Origin of the sequence: Kitasatospora sp. NPDC048194, assembly GCF_043202455.1 — a bacterium.
Lineage (GTDB): Bacteria > Actinomycetota > Actinomycetes > Streptomycetales > Streptomycetaceae > Kitasatospora.
This window is the reverse complement of the sequence record NZ_JBIDAK010000054.1, coordinates 1-14,212: the sequence shown is the minus strand read 5'-3', so window position 1 is coordinate 14,212 and position 14,212 is coordinate 1. Positions and strand designations below refer to the sequence as shown.

Genomic DNA, 14,212 nt, shown 5'->3' with positions numbered 1-14,212 from the left:
TCAACGAGCCGTACCGCAACGAGGAGCCGGGGTGTCACCCGGACGAGGCCGGGCACGGCAAAGGCCCCCGGCAGGTGCCAGGGGCCCGTGCTGAGAGGACGTCAGCCAGCGTGCGGGGGCAGCCTCCGCTCCGCCAGGTCGACCAGCTGCTGCACCCGCCCCGGGTCGTACCCGGGCTGCGGCGCGAGGTTCCGCAGCAGCGAGCGCACCCGCTGGGCAGGGACCACGGTCACGCCCTCCAGCATCACCACCCCGCCGGGCACCGACGCGCCGTGCACCGCCACCACGGTGGAGGCCGGCACCCCGAGCGCCCGGGACACCTCCGCCGCCTCCCAGGCCGCCGTCCGCAGCGTCCGGGTCTGGTCGTACCGCCCGTACCAGAGCTGTCCGCCCTGCACCCGCAGCGCGGACGACTTGCTCTGCCAGTTCTTCGAGTCGACCACCACGACCCCGGCCGGGCCGATCAGCACATGGTCGACGTTCGCCCGGGAGCCGGGCACCGACCGGTCGTGCAGGGCCTGCCAGCCGTCGCGGGCGAGCGGGCCGAGGAGTGCCGCCGTACGCCTCTCCCCCGCCGCCCCCTTGGACCAACTGTCGGACGCGCGGCGGTAGATCCGCTGACTGACGACGGCGAGCGCCGCCGCGATCAGCACCAGCACCGCCCACCACGGCACCCCCAACAGCGCTCCGACCACCAGCGCGGCCGCGGCCGCCGCGGGCAGCTGCCACCTCGCCCTCGCGTGCTGGGCGGCCCGCTCGACCTGCCGCTGCCGCGCGCCCATCCGCTCCGCCGACGCGCCGGCCCCTCCGTTGTCCCTCGCCACCACGGCGTCCCCTCCCTCTCGTTGGTGCCCGGCGGGACGCTGCCCGCCGGGCCGTTCGCCTACTCCCGGGCCGGTTGGACGTCGAGCACGACCCGCAGCCCGCCCGAACGGTGAGTGAGCCGGGTCGGCTCGCTCGCCACCAGGCCCGCCGAGTCCTCCAGGGCCTGCTGCAGCAGCTCCAGCACCCGCTCGCCGAGCACGCGATCGTCCGTCATCACCCTGAGCTGGACCATGCCGTCACACCCTCTCCAGTTCGAGTTCATCCGCCGGCGCCGACGTGTGCCGGGCCGCCATCGCCTCCAGGACGTCAACCACCGCGAGGCAGTCCCCGAGCGCCCGGTGCCCGCCGCCGAGGGGCTGCCACCTGTTGTTTCCGTGGTAGTCCGACCAGTCCCCCACAAAATCCGAATAGGGGATCATCACGTCTTCCCAGGTCATGGCCTCCAGCCAGGCCGCCGCGCTGGCCTCCGGGTCCGGGTGGCCCGCGGCCCGGTAGTGCCGCACCAGCTCCCAGCGCAACCTGCCGACGTCGTACGACCGGTTGTAGATCAGCACCCGACGCCCCATCAGCGCGCCGGTCAGCTCGACCAGGACGTCGCCGAAGGCCGGCGCCCCTTCCACGGCCGCCGCGTCGATCCCGTGAATCCGGGACGCCGAGCGGGGGATCTCCACCCCGGGCGCCAGCAGCGTATTCAGCACAACCTCGCGGCGGGCCGTCACCACGGCCAGCTCCACCACCGCGGAGTCCGACTCCAGCCCCGTCGTCTCGCTGTCCAGGATCACCACGGACGGGTCCGCCAGGGCCTCCGCCGCCCAGGCCGCCAGCTCCCGGACCTCCTGCCGCCGGGCCTCGCGCGCCCGCTCCTCCTGCAGCCGCTGGTTCTCCCAGTACAGCGCGGCCTCCGCCTCCTGCCGGGCCTTGCACGGGTCGCAGCACCGCGCCGACCAGTACCCGAACGGGTTGGCCTCCTTCCAGGCCGTCACCTCCTCCCGGGTCGCCAACTCCGCGCCGCACCCACCCGAGCAGGTGGTGGCCCGCACCATCGCGCGCTCGGCCGCCTCCTTCTTCTCCCGGGCCCGCTTGCGCGTGCACGGCCCGCAGTACTGCTCGGCCCGCTCCCCCGGGGCCTTCTTCGGGAACGGGGTCTTCCTGACGGTCCGGCACCCCCAGCACGTCCGCCGCGCGATCCGCTCCTGTTCGGCGGACGCCTTCTTCCAGCACCGCTCACAGTCGCCGTACACCCGGGACTCCTGCACCTTCTTGCAGGTCCGGCACGTGCGCTTCGCCTCCAGCGCCAGCTTCTGCTTGCCGGTCAACGGCTTCATCTTCGCCGCCCCCGCCGGGTCGTAGAGCGCGAGCCGGCCGAACTTCCTGCTGTCGATGTAGGCCAGCGGCTTCTGACCGGGCGCCAGCTTGAGGCGCTGTTCGCCGAGCTGGGTGACCGTGCGCAGGTAGCCGGGCGCCCTCCCCCAGTCGTAGACCGGCACGCCGTCCACCTCGCCGGTCGGTTCGCCCCGGGGGACGCGAGTCGGGTCGGGCGGAGTTTCGATTTCCACCATGTGCTTTCTCCTTTCAACTGGGGGAATTGCACCGTACCAGAAATAGCCCATGATCGGGCGGAAAGCAAGAATTCCCCGGGGGCGCATCGAAGCGCAGAACCGGGGGAATTCCGGCCCGCTTTCCAACAATCAAGGTTGGTTGTAAGGAAGCGGGCAGGCCGCCTACTCGGCCGCCTCCTGCCGCGCGTAGCGCTCCAGGGCCTGGCGGACGATCCGGGACGGCGAGTGGATCTGCTCGGCCAGCCGCCGGCGCTCGGCGAGCTGCGAGGCGGACCAGTGTCCGTCATAGGTCAGCCCCTGCCGCTCGAACGTCTCCAGGGCGGGCGCACTCACCCGCCAGGACGCCGTGCGCAGGTCTCTGATCAGGTCGGATGGGAGGAGGTAGGACCGGCGGACGGGAGTCCGCACGGCAGGCCCCGGCCACCTCCCGCTCAGCCGCAGGCCCACCGCCTCCTCCTCCGTCAACGGCGCCCAGGGCCCGGCCAGGTCCGGCTCGGCCAGGCGTCGGCGCACGCACCCGGAGACCAGGACGTCCAGGCTCGGCCACCAGTCTGGGGCGACCCGGGCCAGCTCCAGCCGGATCGCCCGCGGGGACATTTTCTCGCCTTCGAGCTGCTTTTTATAGTCGGCCCTCTCCTGCTGGTGCCGCCGCTTTCGGAGGTCGAGTTGGGCCGCCAATTGAACGGAGAGGCTGACCGAGAGTTTCCCACTATCCATTGCGTCGTTTCCCGTTTCCCGAACTATCAAGGTTGATTGTCACGGCCCGGCTGCGGCCGCCGAGGCTGCTGCCGAGAGGCCCTGCTGACCGGTCGTCACCTGGCCCAGTCTGCCAGCCCCGGGGTGCCGGGCTGGACTCTACGGACCGTCCAACGCGCACGCGCGAGCCGCCGCCGACGCTGCCGTGCCCAACGAGCTGCCCGGCCTGCGGGTCAAGGCTTTTCGCCTCCAGCGGGGGCCACCCTGCGGAGGGGGAGGCCCCGGTCCGTGCCGGGCGTGACCCGCCGTTGGTGGTGGGGGTGGGTGGTGGTCCGGCGCGGCCCCCTCGCTGGTCGACGGCCCAGGGGAGCCACAGCCGCCGGGAGCCCTACAAGGACGCTCGCAAGCTCGCGCCGCACGCGGCCGGCTCCGCCGGTCCTTTCCGGTCCCCCAGCGCCCGCGGCTGGCGGTGCCCCGCCGCCCAACGAGGGAACCACCCCGAACCGGTCGGGACCATGGCGGCCGCCGGCGGGCGGGGAGCCGCCCGAACGAACCCCGAACGCATTGCATTGCATTGCGTTCAAGCAATGCAATGCATTGACGTAATGCAATGCAATGCGTTAGAATTGAGGCATCGTCAGAGACCGGGGGCGACCCAGCCGACCCGAGAGGACCGCACCGTGGACACCACCGCACAGCCCGAGCAGCCCGCCGTCCAGGCCGAGGACGTCGAGGACGAGAGCACCTGTCGATTCCCCGACTGCACCGAGCCCCGGGAGCCGAAGGTGGCCGGCCGGACCGGCGGGGCGCCGAAGTACTGCGCGAACCCAGACCACAACCCGATGACCGCGCTCCGGGCCAGGCGCAAGGGCACCGCCAAGGCCGCCGCCCAGGTGCCCGAGGCGCTTCGGGACCGGCCGGTGGCCGCCGCCGAGCACGTCGCGCGCTCCCTCCGGCAGGAGGTGGTCGAGGCCGTGGACAACGCGGTAGACAGGCTGACCACGTTGGTGGGTGAGCTGCGGACGATGAACGACCCGGAGGCCGCGGCCGCGCAGACCTACACCGTCACCACCCAGGCCGCTACCGAGATCGCGCAGGCGAAGCAGGCCGCCGCCGACGCGACCGCGCACCTGCTGCGGGTGCAGGCGGAGAACCGGAAGCTGCTGCAGGTGACCGAGGAGGCCAACGAGGCCGCCGAGCTGGCGGTGGCCACGCTCGACCAGCGGACCAGCGAGTTCGAAGCCGCGCGCCAGGAGCTGGAGGAGAGCACCGCCGCGAAGGTCGAGGAGGCGGAGACCAAGGCCGCAGCCCGAGTCGCCGAGGTCGAGGCCGAGGCCGGCCGCCAGGTGCTGGAGGCCCAGCAGGAGGCCGAGCACCAGGTGGCCGAGGTCACCCGGCAGATGGAGAAGTTCAAGGCCGAGACCGCCCAGGCGCGCGAGGCCGAGACGCAGGCCGCCCGCGAGGCGGTGGAGGAGGCCCGCCGGCAGGCGGACACCGCGGTGAAGGACGCCCAGGCCAAGCAGAAGGCCGCCGAGTCCGCCGCCGAGCAGGCCCGCAAGGACGCCGTGGCCGCCGAGGAGAAGAAGTCCGCCGCCGAGGAGCGCGCCACGAAGGCGGAGATGGAGCAGGGCATCGCCAAGGCCCGGCTGGAGGAGAAGACCGAGGCCCTGCAGACCCTGACCGGCACGCTGACGGCGGTTCAGGAGAGCGCGAAGACGGCCAGCGAGACCGCGCGGGAGAACCAGCAGCGGCTGCAGGACGAGCTGGACAAGGCCCAGGCCGCCGCAGAGAAGGCCGCGACCGACGCGGCGAAGGAGATCGGCAGGCTGCGGGCCGAGGTCGAGCAGCTTCGCGGCAAGCAGTGACGGACGCCGCGCTGCGGGCCGGCGACTGAATCGCCCAGCGCGAACACATACCCCAGAAGTCTTGAAGTTCAAGACTTCTGGGGTATGATCGTTTCCGGGTGATCATCAGCGGGCCGTCCGGTCCGCCGGAACCCCTGACCAGGGGACAAACCAGGATTATCCGTACGACTTTCAGCGCCTTGCGTGTTGAGCCCGACACGAAACGCCATCGGTGTGAAAAACTCCGAGATGGCTTAACGACCAAGATCACGGAGACCTATCGACAGCACGCGAAAAGAGCCTCAGACCGCCCCGGGTTCCAGCCGGGTGATCGAGGCTCAGACCGCCTACCACGTATGAGATTTTCCACTCCAGTCCCGCCCTGCGGCAGCCAACCTTTGGAGCCGGGTTCTGGAGCTAGCCGGGTGCGCCCTTCGGCGTACCCACTACCGGGAGACGACTATAGCCGTCCGCCGCCCGGTCTGTCCTCCATGCCCGCGTGTCGAAGCACCGCGTTTCGGACAGACCAGCAGCCCCGCCGCCCGCCGCCCGTCGGCCGCCGGCGCAGACCACCCGCCACGGGGTCCGCCCGTCCTGCATGCCCAAGTCGCTGCAGGACGCGCTCCGCCATGGCGGGTGGAGGTCGTGGACATGCTCAGGGGAGACCGGACCCCGGAAACCGGCCCGTGGCCCCACCTTGACGCTGGTGGGGAGTCCGGACAGTCCCCGGTAGGAGAACGGACCGGGTTACCAAAAACCGACCCCGGTAGCCCCCGGGAGGTAGAGAAGGCAGAGGCGGAGGAAGCTCACCCGACCCCCTGAGCGGAGGGAGAGCGCCGAGGACGCAAACAGGCAAATGGAGCTGACAGCCGAACGGCCTTGCCTCCCGGGTGACTTGGGGGCGAACAAGGTGGACCCCAGCCGAGGCCCGCGCAGAGCGGGCGGAGACGCGACCTCCCGAGCTGCCAGCACATCCCGGTCCCAGGCGCCGAGTAATTCCCGGCAGCCGGTTGATGCGATGACCGCAACGGGCGTACCGGAGACGGACGTACGAGCACATCAACCCCCCTAGCGAGGAGACAGAACCCCACGGGTGAACTCTGTCTTCCTCGCTAGGGGGGGTCTAGCTCCCCCCGGCTGCTGGGCACCCGGAGCCCCGGGAAAGACAACAACGGACACAAGCTCAGCAGCCGGGGGGAGCGCTCAAAGAGAACAGCCCAAAGGCCCTTATCCGCGGCTGTGGGCCCCGATCCGGCCCACCACCGACAAGGCGAGCCAATCGGCAGAACGGCAGCCGGATCGGGGCCCACAGCTCATCACAGCCCCCCGCGGAGCGGGGGACGATCAAGCCCGAACGGGGGTTCGGTTTCACTGTGTCTCAGCTTCGCTACACCCCTCCACCGAGCAGGGAAAACACGGGGGTTGGTGTACGTACCCCGGTCTACGGTGAGGGCATGACGATCAGCGGGGAGCCCAGGGGGCGGGTGCTGCTGCTGGCGGCCGCGCCGAGGTCGAGCCGACGTCGACTGCTGGACCCCGAGCACGGGGTGAGCGCGGTCGCGGGGGTCGGCCCGGACCGGCTGCTGCAGGGCTGGACCGGCCCGGTGGACGTCGTGCAGCTGGTCGACCCGGCCGAGCCGCAGGCCGTCCTCGCTCGGCTCCAGGATGCCGCGGCCGCCGCCGGGCCCGTGCTGGTCTACGTCTGCGGGCAGCTGGTCCGGGACCACCGGCAGCACCAGGTCCACCTCGCCCTCGCCCGCACGACGGAGAGCACCGTCCGGTACACCGCGCTGCCGTGGCCGTGGCTGGCCCGGGTGCTGAGTGCCCGTCCGGCCGGCACCACCACGGTGGTGGTCGACGCGGTGGCGGGCCGCAGCTGCGGCCCGCTGGTCGAGGCCGACCTGCAGGTGCCCGGCGCCATGGTGCTCGGCACCGTGGGCCCCCCTGTCCGGCGCGGACCGTTGCAGGCCCCGTCGTACACCGTCCAGCTGTCGGTGCTGCTGCGGGGCGGCCCGGTCGGACAGCGCCTCGCCGATCTGCACCCGGTCGCGGTTGCCCAGGCCGGGCTCGACTCCCGCTCGCTGGTGCTCGGCCCCGCCGTCCGGATCGGCGTGCCGCTGCCGTACCGGCCTCCTGCCCCGCCGAGGCCGACGGTTCCCCCGCCGGCGCTTCCCGCACTCCCCGCGCCGAGCCCGCCGCCGCAGGCCGATGCCCGTACGGCGAACGTCCGCTCCGCGATCGACGCCGCGTTGGGCGCTGGCGAGTTCGCGGCCGCCGCCGAGCTGGCCGCCGAGTGGGAGCGGACCGTGCTGCGGACCGGCGGAGGCCACCTCTCGCCGCAGCTGGCGGACGTGATCGAGGCTCAGGCCACCATCGCCACCGCGGCCGGCCAGCAGACGACCGCCGTTGAGCGCTGGACCGCGACGGCCGAGCGCCGGCTGCGGTGGGCGCACGCGAGCGACCCGGCCGTGAAGCAGGCCGCGCGGAACGCCCTCGCGTGCTGGGGTGCCCTGCCCATCGGGCCGGAGCGGGCCGTGCTCGGCCACCGCCTCGCGCAGCTGCTGCGGGCGGTCGGACGCGACTCCAGCGCGGAGCTGGTCGAGCGGACCGCCGGGGAGCCCGCGGCCGCGGCCGGCCAGCGTCCACCCGGGTGGTGAGCCCCCTCATTTCAGGGCCCAAAAATGAAACCGCCCCCCTGTCCTCGCTGGTCAGGGGGGCGGTTGCATGAGGCCGGCAAGGCGGCGGCCGCCGTTCGCCGGTCGTCCAGCACCGCGAGGTAGGCGGCGCGGCCGCCGTGGTGCACGGAGCCGGCCACCGCGGTGCACAGCCCCACCACGATGAACCAGCCGATCGAGCGCAGGCCGCGGGTGTCGAGCATCCCCGCCAGGTCGCCCCGGCAGAACGCCAGCAGGCAGAGCATCACCTGCGGGTTCAGCTCCACCCCCTCCAGCAGCGTGTAGAGCTGGGCGGAGAACACGGCGGACGGGACCGTGCCGGGGAAGTCCTCCACTACCCGCACGCCCAGGTCGTCCATCAGTTGCTCGAACATCTCCTCCAGCACGGCCTGCCCGAGGTTGTGCAGGCCGAGCCCGCCCATCGGGTCCTGCAGCATGCGGAAGGCGCGATCGACCTCCTGCAGGAGGTCGTTCGCGCCGTCCCAGTCGCCTCCGGTGTAGGCCCGCACCAGGTCGAGCATCAGCACGGTCGCGCGGGTCTCCCGCAGGTCCGGGGGCGGGGGCAGCGTGGTGTCCATGCCAGGAGAACGAGCGGGCCGGGCCGGGGGCAACGCGCCGAACGGCCTCCGCCGGCACCGCACTTCACCCCGCGTCCCCCGGCGCGGACTGCGGAGGGCAGCCCGTAGGGCAGCCCTCCGCGATAGCTTGCTGCACCCCCTCTGATCTGCGATGGGGAGAAAACCGGTGAGTTTCCGCAGTGGAAACTCACCGGCCCCGCAGCCGAACTCACCGGCCGTCCGCCGAAACTCACCGGGTCGGCACCTCTGGGATCTGTCAGTGCGTCGGCGTACGGTCGGGGCCCCGCACCGCCTACGAGGAGGAGCCCATGGCCTCGCTGCCGATCGTCCCGCTGCCGGACGAGCTGTTCGACGCGCCGCTGCCCGCCGTCGCCTACGCGAACGAGCCGGACGCGGTGGAGCTGGACCTGCTGATCGACCGCCTGCAGATCGAGCTGGACGACTGGCGCACCAGCCACGAGGTCCGGCTGCTGCAGGCCGTGGTACTCGACCTGCACGCCTTGCAGTACCCCGAGGACGAGCTGCTGCGGAACGAGGCCGTCGCGGCGGGGTGGCTGCTGCGCGAGCTGGACGACTCGCTGGGCACCAGCACCGGCAAGCACCGGCCGTTCATCGAGGGCGAGCTGTGCGAGTGGGACGCCGCCGGGGGCAGCCGGGCGTACGTGCGCCAGGAGTACCTGCAGTACCGGGTCGAGCAGACCGCCCGGGTCGAGGCCGAGCTGGCGGCCGCCGCGGCGAAGGCCGGGCCGCCGGCCGACGTCGAGCCGGTCCGCCCCCGGGACCGGTGGTGGGTGCGGCTGCTGGACCGGTTCTTCGTCGGCTACATGGGCTGCCAGCGGATCGAGTAGCCGCGCAGGCCCGCAAGTCCGCCTACTCCCCGGCGCTGTCGACGTCGCGGCGCCGGGGCAGCGGCAGCGGGCCGACGAGCGCGCTCAGGTCGGTGCCGGACGCCCACGCCTCCAGCTGCTGGCCGTCGAGCAGCAGGACCCCGCCCTGCCGCGAGGCCCACAGGACGTCCTGCCTCCCGAAGCGGCCGCGGGTGACCACCAGCCGCAGCACACCGCCGTACCCCTCGGTGCCGGCCCGCCGCAGCGGAGCGGGCGCGGGTGTCGCCTCCCCCGCGCTGTCGATCGTCCGCACCGTCACCTCCAGCACCCGGCCATCCCCGTCATGGGCCATCAGCCGCGGCGTGCCCTGCCAGGGCTGGGACCGCACCCGCCAGCCGTCCCGCCGGAGCATCCGGGCCGCGACCCGGGCCACCGCGTGCTCGCCGTCCAGGGCGCGGAGTTCAGCAGCGGTGTACAGGCCGGACTGCCGCCGAGCTATCACCGCCCGCCGCCGGCGGACCGCGACGACCAGGGCGACGACGAGCACCAGGACGACGACCAGGCCGACGAGCCCGCCCGCCCGGTACACGAGAAAGAGGACCAGCAGCGGGAGCACGAAGGCGCCGGCGAACACCAGCATCCCGGGCAGCGCGTCCCGCAGCGCGGGCCCTGCCTTCCCCTGCTGCCGGAGGTAGCTCAGCGCGCGGGCGCGGACGGCCCTCCGGGAACCCGGAGTCGGGGTCCGTCGCAGCCAGCCGCCCACCATCGCGTACTCCTACCTGCCCAGTCGCCAACCTGACGCCCTGTTGATACATGCCCGCCGCCCCCGATCGCCAGCGGGCACCCGGCGGGATGGCCGAAATCTGACGACAATTCAGATTGTCGAAGATCCTTTGACAAGACAGCTTGTCGAGAGATAGCGGGACAACTAGACTTGTCGGCATGGAGAGTCAACCGGCGAACAGCGCCGAGTACACCGAGCCGTCGGCCGAGGAGCTGGGCCGACTCCGGCACACGCTGTGGGAGGCCGTGTGGTCGACGGCCGAGCGGATCGCGGCCGTCAAGCCCGGGGAGATCGAGCCCCCGGAACAGGTCTGGCAGACCGTCACCATGAAGTGGCGCGACATGCCGGGCGCGAACCTCGCGGCTCTGCGCGTTCTGCGCGAGGTCGCCGCCGAGGTCGAGTCGATGGCGAGCGAGACCGCGCACCGGGCGGGCCGTCGCGGTGCGACCTACCCGCAGCTGGGGACGGCGTGGGGCGTCACCCGGCAGGCCGCCCGCTCCCGCTGGCCCAAGGCCGTCCAGGCTCCCGCCGTCAAGGGCGAGCGGGCCGAGGTCCAGCTGTTCGGTGGCCGGGCCACCGTCAGCCACCTGCCCGACGAGGGCGGTTGGTGGTGGATCGGAACCGGCGCCGACGAGGTGTCCGCCGAGGCGGAGCAGACCTACGACAGCCAGGCCGAGGCCGCGGCCGCCGCCGGCGCCTTCCTCGCCGCCCACCAGATCCAGTCCTGACCAGCGCACCCACCACCGCGAAGGAGCACCCGATGGACCAGCTCACCCGAGACGCGATCAAGGCGTTCGTCCGCCTGCACAAGACCACCGAGAGCATGTACGCCGACCCCCACCAGCCCGGGATGGAGGAGGCGTTGAGCAACGCGGCCCAGGAGGCGAACAAGCTGATGCGCGAGGCCGGTCTGCTCGGGAAGCCGGACAGCGTGATCCTCTCCCTGGTCGACCAGGTGTTCCCCGGGTGGAAGCCCGACGTGCCGCAGGGGCCGACCCCGGGGAGCGTCCTGTCCCTGCTGATCCCGAGCGGGCCGCTCGACTTCCCCCCGGACGACCCCCGACTGCGGGCCACCGGCGAGGCTGTCACCGCCGCGACCCGCGCCCGACTCCTGCGGTCGGCGCTGGTGCAGGCCGGAGTCGGGGAGCTGGGCAAGTGGGACCTGGAGGTGCTCGACCGGCTCGGCGCCGCGTTCGACTGGTCCGTGATCGCCGCGCTGGTCAGCTGGATCGAGCGCGCCAGCCACAGCAACCCCACCACCAACAACTGACCGACCAGGAGGAACAGGGCATGACCAGGCACGATTTCAAGTACGGGCCGGACGTGGAACGGCTGATCGGCGCGCTGCAGCAGCTGGTCGAGGACTTCCCGATGGGCAGCGACGAGGACGGCAGCCTCACCGTGACCGTCATCGGCGGAATCGGTCACCCGCAGATGACGGTCGAGCTGCGGCGGGCGGAGGCCGCCGTCCTCGCCCAGGCCGTGGACCGGGTGCGGTTCAACTTCGAGCAGGCCCACCCGGACCGCGCCGGCGTCTGCGCGCACTGCCACGGCGGCGGCCGCGCCGACGAGAGCACCGACTGCACCAACTGCGGTAAGCGGATGCGCTGGTGGCAGAGCCCGGAGCTGCCCGAGGACCAGGCCCAGCGGCTCGGCTGGTGGAGCTGCGAGAACTGCGGCCACCGCCTCGCCAACCGCTACGAGCAGGAGACCGTCGACGCGGAGCTGCCGCCCGGCCACGCCGACGGGGTGAACTGGCGGTGCGTGGTGTGCGAGACCACCAACCCCATCGACAGCCGCGTCTGCGGGTCGTGCGAGCGCGGCCGGCCCCAGATGGTCGCCGGGCACCGGCAGTACAGCATCACCTGCCCGCACTGCGGATCGGTCGACGTCGAGGAGTTCGGCCAGCCGATCACGACCACCCACGACGACTACGCGGACTGTGCCCGGTGCCGGGCGTGCGGCCGCGAGTGGGGGCTGGACCCGGCCGCCGACGCCTCCTGCACGCAGTGCGGCGGGAGCGGCCTCCCCGGGAACGGCCCCCTGACCACGAAGGACACCGCCGGGCAGCGGGTGCTGACCGAGCCGTGCGCCTGCACGGTCGAGGCGTGAGCCCCAGGAGCCGGGCGGAGATCCCGTGGGCCGTGCTGACCGGGCACGGCCCCACCCGGGAGCGCTACGCGGACAAGACGTTCCGGCGCGGCCCCAGGCAGTGCTGGTACTGGACCGCAGCGATCAGCAGCAGCGGGCACGGCAAGCTCCGCGCGGGCCCCAGCCAGAACTCCGAGATCGTCAGCGCCCACGAGTACGGGTACGCGCTGGAGTTCGGGGTGGAGGCGCTGATCTCCACCCCGGTGATCAGGCACTCCTGCGACGCCCCCAGCTGCCAGAACCCCGGCCACTGGCTCGCCGGGACGCGCCAGGACAACGTGCTCGACTACGTGAGCCGGTCGAGGCTGGCCGGGCACGCGCTGGCCGACACCCGCGGGCCGGCCGGACGGGCGAGGGCGATCCGGGACGCCATCAAGGCCGCGGCCCCGGAGGACGTCGAAGCGGCGATCCGGGCCGCGATCCTCGCCGGGCAGCCGGGCGGCGCCTGGCAGGGCGAGCTGTTCTCGGACGAGCTGTTGTAGCAGCCTGACGCACCGTCGGGCGGCGCGGGCACCGAGCCCGTGCCGCTCGACGGCCCGGACAGTCTGGACCGACCAACCAGGCGAGGACCCCATCATGCGAGTGCAGATCATCAGCTTCGGATTCCTGCACGGCCCGACCCCGGAGGCGCACCAGGTGCTCGACCTCCGGCAGCACTTCAAGGACCCCGACCTCCGTCCCGGGCTGCGGTACCTCACCGCCCGGGACCAGGAGGTGCGGGACGCGGTGACCCAGACTCCCGGCATCGTGCAGCTGGTCGCCGCGTACGTCGCCGTCGCCCAGGCGTACGCCGCCGGCCCCAGCGCCGAGACCGTCCCCCTTCGGATCGCCCCGGGCTGTGCGGGTGGTCGGCACAGGGCACCCGTCGTTGCCGAGATGCTGCAGGCCGCGCTGGTGGACGCCGGGTTCGAGGTCGAGGTTCAGCACCGCGACCTGGACAAGGACGTGGTGGAGAGCGGGCGCGAGGCCCGGCGCACCGACCAGTACGCCGAGGTGATCGAGCAGGCGCTGGACTCCCTGCTGGAGGAGATGGGGGACGAGCTGGACACCACCGTGATGGCCGAGAACGCGGCCGGCGCGTTGGTCGCCGCCGGATACTGACCGGCCCCCTCATGTAACAGTGCCGCCCGAAGCGCGATCGAGGCAGGGGCATCGCCCCTGGTCAGAGCATCTGGCAAGGGGGCACTGTTACGAGCCGGGCCCGGTCGTCCGGGACCAGAATCACACCGTGTACACGCTGGGAAGGTAGAATCGGGGCATGGCAAACCCACGGGGGCGCGAGGGCGCCCGGATCATCAGCGCGCTGGAGACCATGTGGTCGACCATCCAGGCCCGCCACCCCGGAGTTCCGGACGCGGTGGTCATCACCGGCACCGTGCTGCCGACGAAGCCGACCAAGGCGAAGCGGTCCGCCTACCAGCACTGGGGGCACTTGACCCCCGACCGCTGGCGGGCCGAGGACGGGAAGGTGCCCGAGCTGTTCGTGGCGGCCGAGCTGCTGGAGCGCGGCGGGCAGGCCGTGCTGGAGGCGCTGCTGCACGAGGCCGCCCACGGCCTCGCCGCGACCCGCGGCATCGTGGACCGGTCGAGCGACGGCCTCCGCTGGCACAACAAGAAGTTTGCCGCCCTCGCGGTCGAGGTCGGGCTGCAGCCGCCGGAGCGGGCGGCGCAGACCATCGGGTTCAGCGATGCCCCGATCAAGGACGGCACCGCGGGCGCGTACCGTGCCGCGATCCGGAGGCTGGAGGAGGCCAGGCTGCCGGTCGTCCCCGGCGACGGGGACCAGGCCGAGGCCGCGGCCGAGGGGGAGGAGGGCTCCGACGAGCCCAAGAAGATCAAGTCCGGGGGCAAGCGGTACGCGGTGGTCTGCAAGTGCCTGCCCGAGCCGCGGCGGCTCCAGATCACGCCGAAGGCGTACGGGAAGGGCGACCGGCAGGGAGGGATCGCCTGCAAGTGGTGCGGGTCGGAGTTCGGCCCGGAGACCGACGAGGCCGCCGAGGCGTTCGACGCCTACGACGACGACCCGCTGCCGACCGGCGCCGACGAAGCGCCGGCCGAGGCCCCGGCCGCCCCCGGCGCCGATCCCGAGTGGGCGGGGGAGGAGCCCGAGGGCGACGAGCCCCCTGCCGAGGACCAGCCCTAGAACCCACCGTGTCCACGGTGGATCAGCTCCGCCCCGTTCCGCGCGTCGAGCGCGGGGCGGGGCGTTCTGCTTTCAGCGTGTGCACGGTGGGCTGGTCGGGGTGGGCAGGCCCGCGTCGGCGGGCGGGGGG

15 protein-coding genes are annotated in these 14,212 nt (G+C 72.7%); 9 read left to right on the top strand and 6 right to left on the bottom strand.

Features of this window, described 5'->3' with window-relative positions; genetic code table 11:
* Positions 1-101: 101 nt before the first annotated feature.
* The 4 genes from ACGF07_RS34610 to ACGF07_RS34595 all read right to left on the bottom strand — a co-directional run bounded on the left by ACGF07_RS34610 (position 102) and on the right by ACGF07_RS34595 (position 3,101).
* Complete coding sequence (locus tag ACGF07_RS34610; RefSeq protein ID WP_392905474.1) at positions 102-824, bottom strand: nuclease-related domain-containing protein; 723 nt, start codon at positions 822-824, stop codon at positions 102-104.
* 59 nt (positions 825-883) lie between these two features.
* Positions 884-1,057: a hypothetical protein gene (locus ACGF07_RS34605; protein ID WP_392905471.1), complete on the bottom strand. Its 174-nt coding sequence runs from the start codon at positions 1,055-1,057 to the stop codon at positions 884-886.
* 4 nt (positions 1,058-1,061) lie between these two features.
* Positions 1,062-2,384, bottom strand: coding sequence for an exonuclease domain-containing protein (locus tag ACGF07_RS34600; protein WP_392905469.1), 1,323 nt, complete (start codon positions 2,382-2,384; stop codon positions 1,062-1,064).
* 162 nt (positions 2,385-2,546) lie between these two features.
* Positions 2,547-3,101 (bottom strand): hypothetical protein, encoded by a 555-nt coding sequence (locus ACGF07_RS34595; RefSeq protein WP_392905468.1) that lies wholly within the window; start codon positions 3,099-3,101, stop codon positions 2,547-2,549.
* Positions 3,102-3,760: 659 nt separating this feature from the next.
* Between ACGF07_RS34595 and ACGF07_RS34590 the strand changes: the two genes are divergently transcribed.
* On the top strand, positions 3,761-4,945 hold the full coding sequence (locus ACGF07_RS34590) for a hypothetical protein (protein WP_392905466.1): 1,185 nt from the start codon (positions 3,761-3,763) through the stop codon (positions 4,943-4,945).
* A gap of 1,433 nt (positions 4,946-6,378) precedes the next feature.
* The gene (locus tag ACGF07_RS34585; RefSeq protein WP_392905463.1) at positions 6,379-7,581 is read left to right on the top strand and encodes a hypothetical protein; all 1,203 of its coding nucleotides are present in this window, start codon (positions 6,379-6,381) and stop codon (positions 7,579-7,581) included.
* Positions 7,582-7,592: 11 nt separating this feature from the next.
* Here ACGF07_RS34585 and ACGF07_RS34580 read toward each other — a convergent pair whose 3' ends face one another.
* On the bottom strand, positions 7,593-8,177 hold the full coding sequence (locus tag ACGF07_RS34580) for a hypothetical protein (RefSeq protein ID WP_392905460.1): 585 nt from the start codon (positions 8,175-8,177) through the stop codon (positions 7,593-7,595).
* 308 nt (positions 8,178-8,485) lie between these two features.
* Between ACGF07_RS34580 and ACGF07_RS34575 the strand changes: the two genes are divergently transcribed.
* Complete coding sequence (locus tag ACGF07_RS34575) at positions 8,486-9,025, top strand: hypothetical protein (RefSeq protein ID WP_392905457.1); 540 nt, start codon at positions 8,486-8,488, stop codon at positions 9,023-9,025.
* A gap of 22 nt (positions 9,026-9,047) precedes the next feature.
* Here the strand turns inward: ACGF07_RS34575 and ACGF07_RS34570 are convergent, their stop codons facing one another.
* Positions 9,048-9,770, bottom strand: coding sequence for a hypothetical protein (locus ACGF07_RS34570; RefSeq protein ID WP_392905455.1), 723 nt, complete (start codon positions 9,768-9,770; stop codon positions 9,048-9,050).
* Positions 9,771-9,946: 176 nt separating this feature from the next.
* Between ACGF07_RS34570 and ACGF07_RS34565 the strand changes: the two genes are divergently transcribed.
* The 6 genes from ACGF07_RS34565 (at position 9,947) to ACGF07_RS34540 (ending at position 14,082) form a co-directional block, all read left to right on the top strand.
* Positions 9,947-10,516 carry a hypothetical protein gene (locus tag ACGF07_RS34565; protein ID WP_392905453.1) on the top strand — a complete coding sequence of 190 codons (570 nt, stop codon included), beginning with the start codon at positions 9,947-9,949 and terminating at the stop codon, positions 10,514-10,516.
* A gap of 32 nt (positions 10,517-10,548) precedes the next feature.
* A complete protein-coding gene (locus tag ACGF07_RS34560) occupies positions 10,549-11,058 on the top strand; it encodes a hypothetical protein (protein WP_392905452.1) in 510 nt (169 codons plus the stop codon).
* A 20-nt stretch (positions 11,059-11,078) separates the two neighbouring features.
* Complete coding sequence (locus ACGF07_RS34555) at positions 11,079-11,900, top strand: hypothetical protein (RefSeq protein WP_392905450.1); 822 nt, start codon at positions 11,079-11,081, stop codon at positions 11,898-11,900.
* The gene (locus tag ACGF07_RS34550) at positions 11,897-12,421 is read left to right on the top strand and encodes a hypothetical protein (RefSeq protein ID WP_392905448.1); all 525 of its coding nucleotides are present in this window, start codon (positions 11,897-11,899) and stop codon (positions 12,419-12,421) included. The genes ACGF07_RS34555 and ACGF07_RS34550 overlap by 4 nt, the downstream gene beginning before the upstream one ends.
* A 94-nt stretch (positions 12,422-12,515) precedes the next feature.
* Complete coding sequence (locus ACGF07_RS34545) at positions 12,516-13,040, top strand: ATPase (RefSeq protein WP_392905446.1); 525 nt, start codon at positions 12,516-12,518, stop codon at positions 13,038-13,040.
* 157 nt (positions 13,041-13,197) lie between these two features.
* Entirely contained in the window at positions 13,198-14,082 is an 885-nt protein-coding gene (locus ACGF07_RS34540; RefSeq protein ID WP_392905443.1) for a hypothetical protein, read from the top strand.
* Positions 14,083-14,212: the final 130 nt, after the last annotated feature.

What these genes read in the sequence shown, in the direction of transcription:
- ACGF07_RS34605 (WP_392905471.1), bottom strand. Translation starts at nt 1,057, where the DNA reads ATGGTCCAGCTCAGGGTGATGACGGACGATCGCGTGCTCGGCGAGCGG.
- ACGF07_RS34540 (WP_392905443.1), top strand. Translation starts at nt 13,198, where the DNA reads ATGGCAAACCCACGGGGGCGCGAGGGCGCCCGGATCATCAGCGCGCTG.
- ACGF07_RS34580 (WP_392905460.1), bottom strand. Translation starts at nt 8,177, where the DNA reads ATGGACACCACGCTGCCCCCGCCCCCGGACCTGCGGGAGACCCGCGCG.
- ACGF07_RS34575 (WP_392905457.1), top strand. Translation starts at nt 8,486, where the DNA reads ATGGCCTCGCTGCCGATCGTCCCGCTGCCGGACGAGCTGTTCGACGCG.
- ACGF07_RS34570 (WP_392905455.1), bottom strand. Translation starts at nt 9,770, where the DNA reads ATGGTGGGCGGCTGGCTGCGACGGACCCCGACTCCGGGTTCCCGGAGG.
- ACGF07_RS34600 (WP_392905469.1), bottom strand. Translation starts at nt 2,384, where the DNA reads ATGGTGGAAATCGAAACTCCGCCCGACCCGACTCGCGTCCCCCGGGGC.
- ACGF07_RS34555 (WP_392905450.1), top strand. Translation starts at nt 11,079, where the DNA reads ATGACCAGGCACGATTTCAAGTACGGGCCGGACGTGGAACGGCTGATC.
- ACGF07_RS34565 (WP_392905453.1), top strand. Translation starts at nt 9,947, where the DNA reads ATGGAGAGTCAACCGGCGAACAGCGCCGAGTACACCGAGCCGTCGGCC.
- ACGF07_RS34545 (WP_392905446.1), top strand. Translation starts at nt 12,516, where the DNA reads ATGCGAGTGCAGATCATCAGCTTCGGATTCCTGCACGGCCCGACCCCG.
- ACGF07_RS34595 (WP_392905468.1), bottom strand. Translation starts at nt 3,101, where the DNA reads ATGGATAGTGGGAAACTCTCGGTCAGCCTCTCCGTTCAATTGGCGGCC.
- ACGF07_RS34560 (WP_392905452.1), top strand. Translation starts at nt 10,549, where the DNA reads ATGGACCAGCTCACCCGAGACGCGATCAAGGCGTTCGTCCGCCTGCAC.
- ACGF07_RS34585 (WP_392905463.1), top strand. Translation starts at nt 6,379, where the DNA reads ATGACGATCAGCGGGGAGCCCAGGGGGCGGGTGCTGCTGCTGGCGGCC.